Here is a 17,561-nt window from a genome sequence, read left to right on the forward strand (position 1 = left end):
TCACCCCAATTTGCAATAAGGCAAATTGCAGTCACAAATAGAATAATTATAACTACAATAGGCCTGGTGTTTTTCCTATTCATAAAATTTTATTTGATCTGTTTGGAATAAGCAATTTTATGTTAAAATGAAAATTGAAACTACTAAAGCGACTATTAACACCCATGTACTGACTTCATTTGAGTTTGTATTGTCACTAATTTCAGTCATTGGTGTTCGTATTGCCTTCAAATAATTTTGCCATATGTAAAAAAGTAAAAGCACGATACTGATGCTTGTTAATATCGAGTTTTGAATGGCTAATTTTTGCTTTACTGAACAATTCATATAGAAAAGCAAAGATTTTCCTGGTAGGCTATTCCAGAATTGGTCTGTTTTATGGTAAGAAATATTCAGATTATCTCCAGATTTACTATCAATTGTAACTTTTCTCAAAAAAAAACCAAAGGCAAAATTTTCAATTGTTACAATTATTTTGCTAAATATATATATAAGTGGAAATGCAAAGCCGGAATAAGCCAGAATTCCCGATAGCCCGTTTTTTATTTTTTTCCAAGTTACTGTTTCATGAGGGTAGTTTTTAAAATATATTTTAAGAACCTCGAAAAACGAGTTGCTATTTCTGAACTGATACTTAGGTTCATTATACTTAAAGCATAGGAACCAAAGTGGAATTGTGTTGAGCACTTGCATTATTATTAAAACGGTAATCAATCCCTTAAAATTTAATGATAATAGCCTCACCCATTTATTACCTTCATATTCTAATGTTGGAGAAACATAATAAGTAGATATGATGTCAAGTATATTGCATACCGTCATTATGCCTATTATTATCCCAAAATATTTACGAGAGTTGTTGTTCATAATTCAATTAGAAAAATATAATCAAACAAGGGGCGTAAATATAATTCACCTTCCCCTTGTTGTTTATAGAGATTAGTACTTAGGAGTTACTATAACAGTATCTCTCTTCACAGTAACAGAACAATTTGTACATTGAACGTTGATTTGCGTACTATTCCCATTACTTTGGCTGGATTGACCGGAACAACCTGCCAATAAAATTGCAGCCCCAATAATTAAAAGGGGGAGAAGCCCACCGTCTATTTCCTGCATTTCGTCTTCCGTCAATGCAGTAAGTACCAGGCATTGCATTTCTATGTTTTTCATTTTACTACTAAGTTTTATTGAAAATATAGTTTTCTCACTGGTACTTAAGGTACTGGTGTGATTTGTAATGTACCGTGATTTGAGTTTGAAATAGAATCTCCAACATTTTGCGCATTAACTTGTACGTTAGTTTGACTAGAGCTTCCATTACTCTGATTGGTTTGCACACAACCTGCCAGTAAAACCACCGCCCCAATAATTAAAAGAGGAAAAATACCACCATCAATATTTGCAGAATCCTCGAGTGAAACGGGAAATAATCCCATTTTTTGTAAGTCAATTGTTTGTGTCATAGTTTTAGCTTTGAAGTGTTTTTAATACCCGTCTTAAGTGTGTTGCGCACACAGGGCATACGGCGGCTCTCCCTTATAGCTCGTCAGCTAATCTTAATGCCTGTTTGCAATTGGTCTTTGCAGGCGGGCAGCCACTAAGGTTACCAATCTTAGCATGCTGAAATTATACTTTAAAATTTGTAATAATAATTTTTCCCATATTTTTTTGTTTGACTATATCAAACTTTGTTTACTTTTAAATCTATCAATTAAATTCAATTCACCTAAAAAGCTAACCATGAATTTAACTGCTGCAATAGGTAAAAGCATAAGACATTACAGGCTCTTAAAAAGCATTAAGTTAGAAACCCTTGCCAAACAGATTGAAGTAAGTAAAGCTACCATGAGCCAGATAGAAAATGGTCAGGTGGAAATAACCATTAGCCGTATTGAGAAAATAGCAAAAGCTTTGGAAGTGGAATATACCACATTAATTACCGTAAAAAACGGTAACATTAAGATATTGAATAAGCCGCTTGATCAGGAATCTGCCGATTATAACCTGAATGTTGACAAAACCATTATAGAAAAAATACTGAACCTTACCGAGGAGGTGATGAAATTAAAGACAAATGAGTAACTAACTATTTGCTCTTATCAGAAACCAACAGGTCATAATCTTTTTTACGAACCAGAAAGTTATCTAAGCTTTTTAATGAAAAAGGTACATTTTTTAATTCAAATATTTTTGAGGAATTGGTAAGCTTTATTTTGTCGAATGCCTGATATTTTATTGTTGTAAGCACTGTGGTATCATTTATGTACGTAGCAACAATATTTGTAAGTATATATATATTCCTGTCGTCTCTGGTTGCTTTAAACGCCCGGAAATTTGTTGATGAATCCTTGGAAAAACTATAGTGTTTATTGTTAAGGTTTAATTGAATAACAGTGTCCTTAAAACTTTCTGCGGTTAATATAATTTGGTCGGGTTTAAAATATTTTATCGAGTCAATAGTAACTAATTGACGCGGTGTGATGCATACAAAAGATGAATTAGTTATTAAAGCAAAAAATAGAAATAGCAGGATAAAGCAACCCGGTTTCATGAAATACTTTATTAGATGGAAGTGAAACGTAATTTATAACTTTCCCGGAAAGAAAAATCCTGCGCTCACAGTTATCATCCTGGGCGCTATACCCGGGCTTAAATCATCATTTACAATATTGCCTAAACCGAAAGCATAACCACCGGTAACAAACCATTTATCTTTTACCTGATAACCAATTTTGCCAACAAGATTCATTTCAAACCTGCCATAAGCCGTATTGGCAAATTTCATTGGTGTTTTTTTTTCTTTACCATTTAAAAAATTTTTTTTATCCGTACCTGCAACAGCAATTGAAACAGAAGGCCCGAACTGAAAGAATAAACCCTCGCCATTATTCCTGGTATCAAATTGTAACAATGCGGGAATTTCAATAAAATGTATTCCCAGTGTATTATTTGCTACAGAATCCCGGAGCACATCATTGTATTGTACAGTAAAACCTTTTAAGCTGTATAACAATTGGGGAACAAAGTATAAATTTTTATCGAAAGGAACTTTCAGAAAAGCACCAACATGTAAACCATATCCGGGCTTTACCGGCACGACGGGCCCTTCAAAAACTTTTACCCTTGCATCTATTTGTTGCAAACCTCCCATAACGCCATAGGATACCTGCGCACCTGTACATAAACTACAGAACAAAACAGCAGAACAAAGAAGTATCTTTTTCATTGAGGTTCTACAAAATTTGCGCAAAAGTAATGGATTGGTGCAAAGTAGGCGAATATAATTCTCAGTTGAATTTTTGATTCATTGTCTTATTAAAATTATCGGATTTTCCTTTTTCTATAGAGAGACTTTCCCATTTGTTTCCTCTAAGCATTTTGCCGATATAAATGATTTGCCCTACATGATGAGGATAATGTGCCAATTGCCTGTTGATGGCATCTGCTACAATTAATGGCTCGCTCCGTATGTAAATAGTTTTTAGAAGATCGGCTTCTTCCAGGCTTTCTAAAGCGTTTAAAAAGCAATACCATCCATTTTTCCATAACTCCAGCAATGCTTCCTTACCGTAATGCTGGTCATTAAATTCTTTATCGCGGTTTCTCCAGGTCTTTTCTCCATCTTCTGTTAAGAAATTAGTCCATCGGCTCAGCATATTACCGCTTACATGTTGAATAATAACAGCCACGCTGTTGGATGATTCATTGGGCTGGTAATAAAAATCCTTCTCATCTAATTGTGCAAAGGTTTTATCTGCCAGTTCCTTGTAATACTTTACTCTTGTTACGGCAGATTGCAGAAATATTTTTGAAAGCGTTTCCATAATAATTGCTGGTTAAATATTATTTGATCGGTAATAAAAGCTTTGCCACATCGTTAATATAATCTTATATATCCCATTTTAATGTTTTTTGATAATGCTTTAAAAATCTGTCATACTCTTCAGTAAAACTTACTTTTTTATGATGTTCAGGTTGATTAAGGATGTATTTGCACACTTTGTCAATATCATTTTTTGAGACAGAAAAAGCCGATGCAGATTGTTGCCAGGCAAATCTCCCCGCACAAAGTTTTTTGTCGTTAATAAATTTTGAAGAACTGTCTCCTACGATTGAAACAAGGGCGGCTTCAGAAATCTTGGGTGAACGGGATACCAGTAAATGAATATGCTCAGGATTAGCATAAATGCTATACATTTTTGAGTTGTTATTGTTAATAATACCAGTAATATATTTTTCTAATTTTTCCCGGAATCTTTCAGTGATCAGCGGCATTCTGTTTTCAGTAATCAGAATAAAATGAGTATAAAGATTGTGGTATTCTACTTTCATGATTAGCTATTAATAAGATAATAAGGTGGACTTATATTCAATTATAGTTACTAAGGTAATAAGGTTTTTAGAATTTACTTCTCTCTTATATAAAAACGGGGCGAAGATTACGGTAGTTGATTTTTGAGTAGTTAATAAGATAATAAGGTGGACTTATGTTCGATTATGGTTACTAAGGTAATAAGGTTTTTAGAATTCACGTCGCTGTTATAAAAAATAGGTGAAGATTACTGTAGCCTATTTTCAGGAGTAGAGGGTGAATGAGTTAATAGGATGGATTTATACTCCAGTTATATGTATTGACCAGTATTTGAATCCACAACTCCGTTGAGTTTAGCTACTTGTTGTCAGACAGTTTATACTTTTTCCTGCAACCCACTCTGTAGCGTGTGGGAGTGGATTGCAGGAAAAAATATTTTAGTAAGAATTTGTAATATTAACTATAACTCTTCTTGGATGTCAGATTAGATCAAATATTAGCTTTTACATATTATATTATACTTAGTAACAAAGCTATACCACATTAATCAACCTTATTATTTTATTCCTGCAGAAGTATTTATCCTTCTGCTTTGCATTGTTATCAAGCATAATTAACACTCAGCCGTACACTGTTAATCATTTTTGTAGAAATACTTACAACGTATAAATTTTATTACCTTAGTAACAAAGCTATACTACACTAATCAACCTTATTATCTTATTCCGGCAAAAGTAATTACCCTCCTGCTTTGCATCAGTATCAAGCATAATCAATGCTCAATGATATGCCGTTAAATATTTTACAGAAATATTACAACGTATAAATTTTATTAACTTAGTAACAAAGTTATGCCGCATTAATCAACCTTATTATTTTATTTCTGCAAAAGTATTTATCCTCCTGCTTTGCATCATTATCAAACATAATTAATACTCAGCCGTACACTGTTAATCATTTTTGTAGAAATATTTACAATGTATAAATTTTATTACCTTAGTAACAAAGCTATACTACACTAATCAACCTTATTATCTTATTCCGGCAAAAGTAATTACCCTCCCGCTTTGCAGCAGTATAAAGCATAATAAACGCTCAATGATATGCCGTCAAATATTTTGCAGAAATATTTACAACGTATAAATTCTATTAACTTAGTAACAAAGCCATACCACACTATTCAACCTTATTATCTTATTCCTGCAAAAGTATTTATCTTCATTATATTAAAGACTATACAGCACCGTTATGAAAAGAATCATTATTTACACTTTACTCGCCAGTGCAGTTTCCGGAATAATATCCTGTGGTGAAAATGGGAAAAAGCCAGATGCTGCTCAAAATGACAGTGATACTTCCATCACCTCTCTTGTTACGGGGAAATATTTTGATAGCTGTATTACGATATTAGCATCTGATGAATTTGAGGGACGAAAGCCTTTTACTTCGGGAGAAGAAAAAACCGTAAGCTATCTCGAGACGCAATATAAAAACCTTGGGCTGCAACCCGGTAATGGTAACAGTTATTTCCAGGAAGTGCCAATGGTTGAAATAACATCTCAACCTTCAGATAAATATTCCATCTCAGGTGCTAAAGGAAAAGTGGAATTAAAATATCTTGATGATTTTGTTGCTGCCACACGTCGCATACAAGACCAGGTAAAAATAGAGAACGCTGAAATGGTTTTTGCAGGATACGGTATTGTGGCGCCGGAGTTTGGATGGAATGACTATGCAGGGTTGGATGTGAAGGGTAAAGTGGTATTGGTGCTGGTAAATGATCCTGGCTTTTTTGACAGCAGCCTGTTTAAAGGCAGAACAATGACCTACTACGGAAGATGGACTTATAAATTTGAAGAAGCTGCAAGGCAGGGTGCAGCAGGCATCATAATCATTCATGATGATAAGCCAGCAAGCTATGGCTGGAATGTTGTTCGCGGAAGTTGGTCAAAATCGAGGTTGTATTTGCAGGCAGAAGATAACAATATGTCGCGTGCCGCAATGGAAGGATGGATCACTATGCCATCGGCAAAAAAAATATTTACACTGGCAGGCATCCCGGATACTCTTATGAAAGCTGCCGGGAAGAAAAATTTTAAAGCTGTGCCGCTTGGTTTAAAATCCTCAGTTATCATCAACAGTACTTTCAAAAAGTCTACTTCTAAAAATGTGCTGGCTTTATTACCGGGAACAGAGCAAAAAGACGAATATATTATTTACACAGCGCATTGGGATCATTTTGGCAAAGGAGAACCGGTAAATGGCGACTCAATATATAATGGGGCGGCTGATAATGCCTCAGGCACTGCCGCCCTGCTTGAAATTGCAAATGCGTTTACTCAGCTTAAAGAGAAACCTAAGCGCTCTGTATTGTTCCTCTCAGTTACCGCGGAAGAACAGGGGTTGCTTGGCTCTGAGTATTATGCGAAGCACCCGGTTTACCCTTCTGAAAAAACAGTAGCGGATATTAATATTGATGTATTGCAACCTTTTGGTAAAATGAAGGATATAGTTGTGGTTGGCAAAGGACAATCTGAATTAGATGAATATATAGAAGCAGCGGCTAAAAAGCAGGGTAGGTATACGCGGGGAGAACCTGATCCTTCCGGCGGCTGGTATTTCAGGTCTGATCACTTCAATTTTGCTAAAATTGGTATACCTTCCTTATATGTTGAGAATGGAAGTGTGTCTGTTGAGCATGGAGAAGAATGGGGAGAAGCGCAAAAAGAAAAATATAACAATGAAAGATACCACAGTCCTGGGGATGAATATAATAAGTCCTGGGATCTGTCTGGCATTATAGATGATATGCGTTTACTCTTTGATGTTGGTTACAGGCTCAGCAATGAGAAAAGTTTTCCTGGATGGAAACCTGGCTCGGAATTTAAAGCCATCAGGGAAAAATAAATATCCACCATACAACGCCAGCATCCTAAAATACGACTCATCTTAAAAACATACAATCATGCTCGAAAATTTATTAGACCTCGTAAAGCAAAATGCAGGAAGTTCAATTATTAACAATCCTGCCATACCCAATGATCGCAATGAGGAAGCGATTACTGAAACTACACATTCTATTGCCGGTGGTTTGCAGGGGTTGCTTTCCCAGGGCGGTGGATTAAAAGATGTATTGAAAATGTTTGGCGGACAGGATGCTGCTACCAATAGTATCAGCCAGCAATTGTCGGGTGGTGTTATTCAAAACCTTATGGACAAATTCGGATTAGACCAGGGGTCAGCAGGAAGCATAGCCGGCGGACTTATCCCTTCTGTGCTGAGCAATCTCGTAGGCAGAACCAATGACCCTAATGATAATGGTTTTGATATTCAGAGTATTTTTAATTCCTTATCGGGTGGACAAACTTCTAATATGAATATCGCAGGTTTATTATCAAAAGTACAGGGTGGGGGATTGGATGTTGACGGTGACGGCGATACAGATTTGCAAGACCTGATGGCTTTGTTTTCAAAAGGTAACAGCGGCGGTAGTATACTTGATAAAGTAAAAGGGCTGTTTGGTAATTAATAATATATTTGCAACTTAATTTTTTAAGGGAATAACCAGTTATTCCCTTTTTTATTGAATGTATTTAACAGTTTAAAAATATAGTGTTATGGCCTGGTTTATATTGATAATTGCAGGATTGTTTGAAGTAGCTTTTACAACCTGTTTAAAAATGAGTGATAACTTTAAAAATCTATGGTGGAGTATTGGCTTTTTTGTTTCCATTACACTTAGTTTTTTGCTGCTTAATAAAGCCATTCAAACTATTCCCATCGGTACCAGCTATGCCGTATGGACTGGCATAGGCGCTGTTGGATCTGTTATAGTAGGCATCGCGCTTTTTAAAGAACCTGCTTCTTTCTGGAGAATGTTTTTTATTTTTCTTCTGATTGCATCTATCGCCGGGCTTAAAATTTCAACTACGGAAGAAAGCTGAACTGAATTACAGTTTCCTGAGTTGTTTTATTTTTTCAAGGTATTCTACATCAACCTGGTCTTTTTTTCTGTTTACTATTTTCTTATTTTGAATGAGATGATTGATGTGCAGGAAAGGGATATGTACATCTTCAATGCTAACAATATTGCTCATGTTATAGCATTCCGAAAATGATAAATCTTCCAGCCCCTTCATCTCTGTCATTATATCCAGCACTATACCTGCAGCATGAAAACTTGTCCATCCCGGAACAAACTGCATGGTTTCAATAGAGGGAAAATCGCCGTAATCAAGTTCTTTGAAAGCTTTGCGCAGGTTAATCCTGTTTTCCGAAGTATCTTCCAGCCACATATCAATATCATCAGTATTGCGATTATAGCCGTAAAAGCGGGTAGCTAAACCGCCAACCATAATAAACCGAACATTGTTATTATTCAATTTTCGCCAGAAATCAAGAAGGTCTTCATCCATTACATCCATAACCAGAAATATTATGATGTAAATTATTGAAGTTTTTTGAACATGGCATTGCGGCGTATCATGCGGGTAAAACTCATTAATTTTTCAACAGGAGCAGCTTCTGCATCCTTAAGTAATCTTTGTTCTTCAGATTCGAAAACAAAACCCGCAGTGCTTTTTGCCGGGGGAGCAGTATACAAAGCGTCAGGTTCATTAACCTGCTCTGGTTGGCTATCGCTGGTATATTGCTTATTTGCTGCCATGCCACAAATTTAAGCCTTATTGGTGTGTTTTGCAATGGGGGTGCATTTAAAATTCACTTCCAATGCTCATATTCGTTAATACGCTTCCGCGTCATCATCTCCTCTTTTGTCAGCAATGGCTTCAAATGTATATGCAGAATCTGTACTTCCTTTATGTATTCTGATTAATTCTGTTCTTCCAATTTGGCCTCGTTGTTCAATGGTATATCCCATTGCTTTAAGTGAATCAATAACAGGTAAAGGAAAATCTCTTTCAACATATACCACGTCCGGCATCCATTGATGATGAAATTTTGGCTTGTTTACAGCGTCTTCAGCGTTGAGCCCAAACTCAGTAACATTAAGTATTGATTGAAAAACAGAAGTAGGTATAGTTGTTCCACCTGGTGTACCTACCACTATAAAGGGTTGATTATGCTTTAAAACTATTGTGGGCGTCATTGAACTAAGCATGCGTTTGCCTGGCTGGATAGCATTGGCTTCAGTGCCCAAAGCACCGTACATATTTGGCACGCCTGGCTTTACGCTGAAGTCATCCATTTCGTTGTTGAGAAAAAATCCCGCACCGCCTACAACAGTTCTGCTGCCGTAACCACCATTAAGTGTGGTGGTTACGGCAACCATATTGCCCCATTTATCTACGATTGAAAGATGTGTTGTTTCTTCACTTTCTTTACCGGTTGTTCCTGCTTTTGTTTGCTGGCTGCTGCCTGCTTTACCCGGTATAAAATCTTTCATTCTTTCTTTTGTATAAGCATCGCTGACAAGTGTTTTAACCGGCACTTTTACAAAGTCGGCATCACCCATGTACTCCGCCCTGTCTGCATAAGAGCGCCGTTCAGCCTCTATCATCAATTGCATGGCAGCGGCAGAGTGAAATCCCATAGCGCCGATATTTTTATCTTCAATCATTCTTAAGCATTGTTGTATAATAATACCACCACTGCTGGGCAAAGGCATAGATATTATTTGATAATCTTTATAGTTAAATACAACAGGATTTCGTTCAGCCGCTTCGTAGTTTTTTAAATCTTCAGGCGAGATAATTCCGTTGGCCCTTTTCATTTCCTCAACAATCAGTTTTGCTGTTTCTCCCTCGTAAAACCCTTTTTTGCCTTCATCACGTATACGCGTTAATGTTAGCGCCAGGTCTTTTTGCAAAAGCGTATCTCCTGCTTTCCAGGCTGTTTGTTTTTGAAAAGCATTAGGCTGCGTATTTAATGCTTTTAAATCGGCTTGTATACTATTCAGGCTGGCAGCCTCGGCTTCAGTTAAGGCAAAGCCATTTTGCGCAAGTTCAATAGCGGGTTGAATCAATTGTTTGAAAGGTAGTTTTGCGTATTGCATGGCAGCAAATAATCCGGCAACGGTTCCCGGAACACCTGCAGCAAGATGGCCATTCTGGCTTTTGTCTAACAGCGGATTGCCGGCACTGTCGAGGTACATATCCCTGGAGGCCTTACCTGGTGCTTTTTCGCGGTAATCTATAGCAATATTTTCTCCGTTGTTTGTTCGTGCCACCATAAAACCCCCGCCTCCAATATTTCCCGCACCTGGATATACTACCGCCAGCGCGAGTTGCGTGGCAATGGCAGCATCAAAAGCATTTCCACCTTGTTTTAGTATTTCAGTGCCCACTATGCTTGCCAGTGGATGTGCGGATACTACTGCGCCATTTGAAGCCGTAATTTTTTTCTGGATAGCATAGGCATACGGATTGACAGTTAATGCACCTGCTTCTTTTTTAGTAACATACTTACAGGAAAATACTAAGACGAGTAACGTTGAAACAAAAAAGTATTTCTTCATCAGATACAATTAATGGCGGAAGTTACGTAAAGAATTTTTTACGAAACAATCCTTTGAGCGTCGTTTCTCCTTAAATTGCCGTATAAAAATTGCAGCATGAGTAAACGGATACTTATTTTATTCTTTTTCTTAATCTCTTTTACAGGGCTGATTGCACAGGTACAATCTCCCGGCGATTTTTTAGGTTATAAGCTTGGTACAAGGTATACTCCACATTTTAAGATTGTAAATTATTTCAATTATCTCGCGGATAAATTACCGGGAACAGTTAAGTTATTGCAATATGGAGAAACCAATGAAGGACGCCCTTTAATCGTTGCATTTATATCGGCACAGGAAAATATTCAGAACCTTGAAAATATACGAAAGAACAATTTACGGTTAGCCAATATGGCTTTGGACAAAATGGCGCCGGTTGAAAACGCTCCGGTTATCGTTTGGCTAAGTTACAATGTGCATGGCAATGAAACTTCTTCTTCCGAAGCTGCCATGAAAACGATATATGATCTTGTAAATACGGATAATGCTTCTGCAAAAGACTGGTTGAAAAATACTGTGGTTGTGATTGACCCCTGTATTAATCCTGATGGGCGCGACCGTTATGTAAACTGGTTTAACAGTGTTGTGGGTAAAAATTATAATCCGCGGATTGATGCAAGAGAGCATCGTGAACCATGGCCCGGCGGAAGAACCAACCACTATAATTTTGATTTGAACCGCGACTGGGCATGGCAAACACAGGTTGAAAGCCGGCAACGGTTGAAATTATACCGCCAGTGGATGCCGCAGATACATGTGGATTACCACGAGCAGGGCATAAATAATCCCTATTATTTTGCACCTGCCGCGCAACCGTATCATGAAATTATTACACCGTGGCAGCGTGAATTTCAATTGAGTATCGGCAAAAACAATGCAAAGTATTTTGACCGGAATGGCTGGTTGTTTTTTACCAAAGAAATATTTGATCTTTATTATCCATCTTACGGTGATACATACCCGATATATAATGGCGCTATTGGTATGACGTATGAGCAGGCCGGCGGCGGAGCAGGAGGATTAGGCGTTTACAAGCAGGAAGGTGATACACTTACGCTTGAAGACCGCATTGCTCATCATTATACAACCGGAATGAGCACTATTGAAATTTCTTCTAAAAACGCGGATAAGCTTATAAAGTCTTTCCGTAAATTTTTTAATGATGCGGTTACAACAGGTACCGGTACATATAAAGCTTTTGTAGTAAAAAACACAGCAGGCACATCTCAAAATATTAACGCTTTACTGGAACTTCTTGATAAAAATGGCATACAATATTCTTCAGGATCTGGTACTGCCAAAGGGTATAATTACTTTAGTGGCAAAGATGAATCATTTACTATCGGTAAAGAAGATGTGGTGATAAGCGCGGTACAACCCAATTCCACACTCGTAAGTGTATTGTTTGAACCCAAAACCGTATTGGTTGATTCTGCTACTTACGATATTACCGCGTGGTCTTTACCATTCATTTATGGCGTTAATGCGTATGCCGTAAAAGAAAAGATCAATGCTGCTGCCGCTTATCCGCAGCCACAAAAAATCAATAATGTTACATCTGAAACTTACGGATATGTAATTCCGTGGGAAGGGATGCAAAGTGCTAAAACAGTGGCGGCACTTATACAGCAAGGTGTTAAATTGAGGTTTGCTTCGAACGAATTTGAAGTAAATGGCAAAACATTTAAACAAGGGTCAATTATTGTTCTTAAGACTGCAAACAATGCAATAAAAGATAGTATATGGAATATTGTAACAAGAGTCTCCAATGAACAAGAGGTTACCGCATTTCCGGTAAATACCGGTTTTGTTGATAAAGGCTACGACTTTGGCAGCTCTAATGTTCGTTATTTAAAACCACCGAAAGTGGCTTTGCTTACAGGCGAAGGAACGGGATCAAATGCAGCAGGCGAAATTTGGTTTTTTCTTGAAAGAGAGTTGAACTATCCTGTTACGCTTATTAATGTAAATGATTTGGCAAGAGCGCAATGGAATGAGATTGATGTATTGATAATGCCTGATGGAAATTATGCGGCGCTCAATGAAAAAGGACGCTTTGATAATATAAAAGACTGGGTAAATAAAGGTGGAAAAATAATCGCGATGGAAAACGCAGTTGCATTCCTGGTAAAAATGGATATTGGGTTGAAATTTAAAAAAGATGAGGATTCTTCTGATAAAAAAGACCCTTACGCGCCATTGAAGAAATTTAGTGATTTTGAACGCGACTATATTTCTTCCACAACACCAGGTTCTATATTAAAAGTACAATTAGATAACAGCCACCCGCTGGCATTTGGCTACCCGGATTACTATTATACTTTAAAGATGGATGATAATGTGTATGAATTCATCAATGAGGGCTGGAATGTGGGTGTAATTAAAAAAGACAATATTGTTGCCGGCTTTGTAGGTGCAAAACTCAAAAAGAAGCTGAATGACGGATTAGTATTTGGCGTTCAGGATGTAAACCGGGGAAATATTGTTTATCTCGCGGATAATGTATTGTTCAGAAATTTCTGGCAGAATGGTAAACTCCTGTTCTGCAATGCCTTATTTATGGTAGGCAGGTAAGCAACATATTATTACCTTTGCGCCCCGATGAAATATACAGCAGAAATCAGCAAGCGGAAAACATTCGCTATTATATCTCACCCGGATGCGGGTAAAACAACGCTTACCGAAAAGCTTTTGCTTTTTGGTGGTGCTATTCAAACAGCAGGAGCTGTAAAAAGCAATAAAATCAAGAAGCATGCTACCAGCGACTTCATGGAAATTGAAAAGCAGCGTGGTATATCTGTAGCAACGAGCGTAATGACTTTTGAATATGAAGGTAAGCTCATCAACCTGCTGGATACGCCCGGTCACAAAGATTTTGCTGAGGATACCTACAGAACGCTCACTGCAGTTGATAGTGTAATACTTGTGGTTGACAGTGTGAATGGGGTAGAAGAACAAACAAGAAGATTGATGGAAGTTTGCCGCATGCGTGATACGCCGGTAATTGTTTTCATCAACAAAATGGACCGCGATGGCAAGCTGCCTTTTGACCTGCTGGAAGAAATCGAAAAGGAACTGCATATACAATTGCACCCCATGACCTGGCCAATCAATAATGGTAAAGAGTTTAAAGGGGTATATAATCTGCACGATAAAAACCTGTTGTTATTTACAGCTAACACCAAGGCCAATGATGAAGATGTTGTGCATATTACGGACTTGTCTGATGCCGCCCTCACTGAAAGAGTAGGGGATAAGGATGCAAGCCAGCTTCGGGAAGATGTGGAATTGATTGACGGCGTATACGGAGAACTTGATGTTGACACCTACCTGCGGGGTAAAACCGCTCCTGTGTTTTTTGGTAGTGCGGTAAATAATTTTGGGGTAAAGGAAATGCTGGATACATTTATCAGGATTGCACCATCTCCTTTATGCCGCCCGACTTCAATTGGCGAAAACTGCCCGGAAGAAGAAAAGTTTAGTGGGTTTGTTTTTAAAATACACGCCAATCTCGATCCGAAACACAGGGACAGGATTGCTTTTTTAAGAGTATGTTCCGGGAAATTTGAACGCAATAAATATTATCACCATGTCCGTCTTGATAAAGACGTTCGGTTCAGCAACCCGTATTCATTTCTTGCCCGGCAGAAAGATGTAATTGAAGAAGCTTATCCCGGCGATGTGGTAGGTTTATTCGATACCGGAAATTTTAAAATCGGTGATACACTTACCGAAGGCGCTGATTTTTATTTTACAGGCATCCCAAGTTTTTCTCCGGAATTATTCAAAGAAGTAGTGAATAAAGACCCGATGAAAACAAAGCAACTGGAAAAAGGGTTGCTGCAATTGACGGATGAAGGTGTTGCGCAATTATTTACACAGCATGGTGGCAATCGTAAAATTATTGGGTGTGTAGGTGATCTCCAGTTTGAAGTAATACAATACCGCTTATTACAGGAATACGGCGCATCCGTTCAGTTTAATGCATTGCCTTTTTATAAAGCCTGCTGGATTACTTCAGACGATAAAAAGAAGCTGGATGATTTCACACGGTTTAAAACCGGTAATGTGGTGATTGATAAAGATGATCAACTGGTATACCTTGCCCAAAGCGAATGGTTCCTGAATACGGAAATTGCCAACAATCCTGCTATCACTTTTCATTTTTCAAGTGAAATACATAAATCGTAAGGTTGATCAGGTAAAACAGGTGCATTCAATAGTAATGGAATGAAGCAATTTTTCAATTCATGTAATTTCTTTCTTTTAATCATTGTGTTGAATGCTTTGTCATGCAGCTCTTCCACCAATAAAGAAGCGATCAAAATAGTCCATCAAAAAGACCAGGAACATAAGCCTGCTACAGCAGCAGACGATATTGACCGTTTTGCTACGCTTACTAAAGAAGATATGCAGTATATTGATCTCATGATAGAAGATGACGCGATGGTTGAAATATATTACAAAGCCAGCGCCGGTGTGCCGGATTATATTGAAGAAATAAAGGCATATCTCAAAGCCAAAAGAACAGGCATAAAACTGATTGCAGTTGAAAATTTCCCCGAAAATATTAAGAAGGAAGGGAAATTTTATATACACGATACCGGCGATCACAGGTATGTGTTATATGTGTTACATTAATGTTGTCTGTAATGTTTACATTCTTTCCGGCACTTCAATACCAAGCAAAGCCATTCCCGATGCGATAACATTCGCCGTCATACGGCAAATACGCAGCCTTAGCTGTTTTTTATTTTCTGATTCTGCTTTAAGCACCCGGTGTTCTGTAACAAATGAATTATACGTTTTGGCAACGTCATAGCAATAATTAACGATCGCGGAAGGGTTATGCTCAGCCGCTGCCTGCGAAATAATTGCCGGATATTTTTCCAGCAGGATAATGATATTTTTTTCCAGGCTTAAAAGTGTTTCGCCAGGCTGCAGCTGGTACGCTGTATCTTCAGCTTCATTCCGCAATATGGCTTTTGCTCTTGCATAAGAAAACTGAACAAATGATGCGGTGAATCCGTGAAAGTCAATGCTCTCTTCAGGGTTAAATACCATTCTTTTTTTAGGGTCAACACGAAGTATGAAAAACTTTAATGCCGCGAGCCCGATGGTATTGTATAATTTTTGCAGTTCTTCTTCTGTAAAATCTTTAACCTTGCCAAGCTCGGCGGTTTTTTCTGCAGCTACTTTTATCATTTCATCTACTATATCATCTGCATCAACAACGGTTCCTTCACGGGTTTTCATTCTGCCGGTAGGTAATTCCACCATACCATAGCTTAAGTGATAAATTCCTTCAGAGGAAGGCAAGCCTAACTTTTCGCAAATCAGCTTAAGCACTTTAAAATGATAGTTTTGTTCATCACCTACCACATAAATGCTCTGATCATATTTAAACTCTTCGTATTTATTTACAGCCAAACCAATGTCCTGGGTAATGTATACTGCGGTACCATCTTTACGCTGTAAAATTTTTTCATCTAATCCGTCAGCAGTAAGGTCTATCCATACGCTGTTATCTTCTTTTTTAAAGAAAATTCCCCTTTTTAATCCGTCATCTACCAGTTTTTTGCCGAGCAGGTAAGTATCGCTCTCGTAGTACATCTTATCAAAATCGCTGCCTATTCTTTGGTAGGTCACTTCAAATCCATCGTAAACCCAACTGTTCATTGTTTTCCAGCATTGTATCACATCAGGTTTCCCGGCTTCCCAATCTACCAGCATTTGCTGCGCGGCCTTCATGATCGGTGCTTCTTTTTCTGCATCTTCTTTGCCCAGTCCATTGTCCACTAATGCTTTTACTTCTTTTTTATACTGCTCTCCAAACATCACATAATAATCGCCCACAAAATGATCTCCTTTTATTCCTGTGCTTTGTGGTGTGGCACCATTGGCAAACCATTGCCAGGCAACCATACTCTTGCAAATATGTATGCCGCGGTCGTTGGCGATGCAGGTTTTTATAATGTCATATCCCTCTGCCTTTAGTATTGCAGCAATGCTCCATCCTAAAAAATTATTGCGCAAATGCCCAAGGTGTAAGGGCTTATTGGTATTGGGAGAAGAGTATTCTACAACAATCTTTTTACCATTTTTTGCTTTGCTGCCATACTGCGCATCAGCATAATTACCTGATAAAACATTATTCCAGTACGCATCTGAAATGGTAAGGTTTAAAAAACCCTTAATCACATTGTATGATGAAAACAGGTGGGAATTTGTATTGATAAGCTGCTCTCCAAGCGCTTTGCCCAAAGCATCCGGCGATTGCTTAAGGGGTTTCAGCAAAGTGAATAAAACAACTGTATAATCACCCTCAAATTCGGGTTTTGTTTGATTGATCTGGAAATCCTTAGCGCTGAATGTTTGTGTATATAATGCTTCCAAAGCCCTGATTACTGCTGATTGTATACCTGGTATAACCGACATTTCCTGTGTTTTAAAGGACTGCAAAAATAAGGATATGTGCGTCAAACGAAGTCAATAGAGCAGAGATTTCACATTTAGAAAAATCTAAAGCGCTTTCAATTGCTAAAAGAGCAAGAGGGTTGTTTAAAAAAATATAGCCTCTTGTGCCGCCATGTATTCCCAATTTCTGAAGCTTATATGAGACTGTTTTACCCGTCGCAAAATGCTTTTAACTGAAATCCGCATGCCTGTGGATTCGCAATATGACGCCATGTGTTTGAGTAATGTACACTTTTCTTTAGCGCTGATTGTAAG

The 17,561-nt window shown here is 37.8% G+C and carries 18 protein-coding genes; 7 read left to right on the plus strand and 11 right to left on the minus strand.

What is annotated here, in order from left to right; genetic code table 11:
- Positions 1-117: 117 nt before the first annotated feature.
- The 3 genes from DC498_RS10515 to DC498_RS10525 form a co-directional block, all read right to left on the minus strand.
- Positions 118-867 (minus strand): hypothetical protein, encoded by a 750-nt coding sequence (locus tag DC498_RS10515; RefSeq protein WP_116874113.1) that lies wholly within the window; start codon positions 865-867, stop codon positions 118-120.
- Between the two features lie 72 nt (positions 868-939).
- Positions 940-1,173, minus strand: coding sequence for a class IIb bacteriocin, lactobin A/cerein 7B family (locus tag DC498_RS10520; RefSeq protein ID WP_116874114.1), 234 nt, complete (start codon positions 1,171-1,173; stop codon positions 940-942).
- Between the two features lie 44 nt (positions 1,174-1,217).
- A complete protein-coding gene (locus DC498_RS10525) occupies positions 1,218-1,466 on the minus strand; it encodes a hypothetical protein (RefSeq protein ID WP_116874115.1) in 249 nt (82 codons plus the stop codon).
- Between the two features lie 277 nt (positions 1,467-1,743).
- On the opposite strand from DC498_RS10525, the gene DC498_RS10530 reads away from it, so the two are divergent.
- Complete coding sequence (locus tag DC498_RS10530; protein WP_165813812.1) at positions 1,744-2,085, plus strand: helix-turn-helix domain-containing protein; 342 nt, start codon at positions 1,744-1,746, stop codon at positions 2,083-2,085.
- Between the two features lie 4 nt (positions 2,086-2,089).
- On the opposite strand, the gene DC498_RS10535 is transcribed toward DC498_RS10530, so the two are convergent.
- The 4 genes from DC498_RS10535 to tnpA all read right to left on the minus strand — a co-directional run bounded on the left by DC498_RS10535 (position 2,090) and on the right by tnpA (position 4,335).
- The gene (locus DC498_RS10535) at positions 2,090-2,554 is read right to left on the minus strand and encodes a hypothetical protein (protein WP_116874117.1); all 465 of its coding nucleotides are present in this window, start codon (positions 2,552-2,554) and stop codon (positions 2,090-2,092) included.
- A 33-nt stretch (positions 2,555-2,587) separates the two neighbouring features.
- Positions 2,588-3,229, minus strand: coding sequence for a porin family protein (locus DC498_RS10540; RefSeq protein ID WP_116874118.1), 642 nt, complete (start codon positions 3,227-3,229; stop codon positions 2,588-2,590).
- A 61-nt stretch (positions 3,230-3,290) separates the two neighbouring features.
- A complete protein-coding gene (locus DC498_RS10545) occupies positions 3,291-3,827 on the minus strand; it encodes a DUF1572 family protein (RefSeq protein ID WP_116874119.1) in 537 nt (178 codons plus the stop codon).
- Between the two features lie 64 nt (positions 3,828-3,891).
- Positions 3,892-4,335 (minus strand): IS200/IS605 family transposase, encoded by a 444-nt coding sequence (gene tnpA / locus DC498_RS10550; protein ID WP_116874120.1) that lies wholly within the window; start codon positions 4,333-4,335, stop codon positions 3,892-3,894.
- Positions 4,336-5,563: 1,228 nt separating this feature from the next.
- Between tnpA and DC498_RS10555 the strand changes: the two genes are divergently transcribed.
- The 3 genes from DC498_RS10555 to DC498_RS10565 all read left to right on the plus strand — a co-directional run bounded on the left by DC498_RS10555 (position 5,564) and on the right by DC498_RS10565 (position 8,259).
- On the plus strand, positions 5,564-7,222 hold the full coding sequence (locus tag DC498_RS10555) for a M28 family metallopeptidase (protein WP_116874121.1): 1,659 nt from the start codon (positions 5,564-5,566) through the stop codon (positions 7,220-7,222).
- A 58-nt stretch (positions 7,223-7,280) separates the two neighbouring features.
- Complete coding sequence (locus DC498_RS10560) at positions 7,281-7,844, plus strand: hypothetical protein (RefSeq protein ID WP_116874122.1); 564 nt, start codon at positions 7,281-7,283, stop codon at positions 7,842-7,844.
- 88 nt (positions 7,845-7,932) lie between these two features.
- Positions 7,933-8,259, plus strand: coding sequence for a DMT family transporter (locus DC498_RS10565; protein ID WP_116874123.1), 327 nt, complete (start codon positions 7,933-7,935; stop codon positions 8,257-8,259).
- 6 nt (positions 8,260-8,265) lie between these two features.
- On the opposite strand, the gene DC498_RS10570 is transcribed toward DC498_RS10565, so the two are convergent.
- The 3 genes from DC498_RS10570 to ggt form a co-directional block, all read right to left on the minus strand.
- The gene (locus tag DC498_RS10570) at positions 8,266-8,739 is read right to left on the minus strand and encodes a hypothetical protein (RefSeq protein WP_116874124.1); all 474 of its coding nucleotides are present in this window, start codon (positions 8,737-8,739) and stop codon (positions 8,266-8,268) included.
- Between the two features lie 23 nt (positions 8,740-8,762).
- Entirely contained in the window at positions 8,763-8,981 is a 219-nt protein-coding gene (locus DC498_RS10575) for a hypothetical protein (RefSeq protein WP_116874125.1), read from the minus strand.
- 75 nt (positions 8,982-9,056) lie between these two features.
- Complete coding sequence (gene ggt, locus DC498_RS10580) at positions 9,057-10,790, minus strand: gamma-glutamyltransferase (RefSeq protein ID WP_116874126.1); 1,734 nt, start codon at positions 10,788-10,790, stop codon at positions 9,057-9,059.
- Positions 10,791-10,886: 96 nt separating this feature from the next.
- On the opposite strand from ggt, the gene DC498_RS10585 reads away from it, so the two are divergent.
- Genes DC498_RS10585 through DC498_RS10595 form a run of 3 tightly spaced genes read left to right on the plus strand, consistent with a single transcriptional unit; the run spans position 10,887 to position 15,470 of the window.
- The gene (locus DC498_RS10585) at positions 10,887-13,403 is read left to right on the plus strand and encodes a M14 metallopeptidase family protein (protein ID WP_116874127.1); all 2,517 of its coding nucleotides are present in this window, start codon (positions 10,887-10,889) and stop codon (positions 13,401-13,403) included.
- 27 nt (positions 13,404-13,430) lie between these two features.
- A complete protein-coding gene (locus tag DC498_RS10590; protein WP_116874128.1) occupies positions 13,431-15,020 on the plus strand; it encodes a peptide chain release factor 3 in 1,590 nt (529 codons plus the stop codon).
- A gap of 39 nt (positions 15,021-15,059) precedes the next feature.
- Complete coding sequence (locus DC498_RS10595) at positions 15,060-15,470, plus strand: hypothetical protein (protein WP_116874129.1); 411 nt, start codon at positions 15,060-15,062, stop codon at positions 15,468-15,470.
- Positions 15,471-15,485: 15 nt separating this feature from the next.
- Here DC498_RS10595 and argS read toward each other — a convergent pair whose 3' ends face one another.
- Complete coding sequence (gene argS, locus DC498_RS10600; protein ID WP_116874130.1) at positions 15,486-17,267, minus strand: arginine--tRNA ligase; 1,782 nt, start codon at positions 17,265-17,267, stop codon at positions 15,486-15,488.
- Positions 17,268-17,561: the final 294 nt, after the last annotated feature.

This window comes from Terrimonas sp. (genome assembly GCF_003075435.1).
Lineage (GTDB): Bacteria > Bacteroidota > Bacteroidia > Chitinophagales > Chitinophagaceae > Agriterribacter.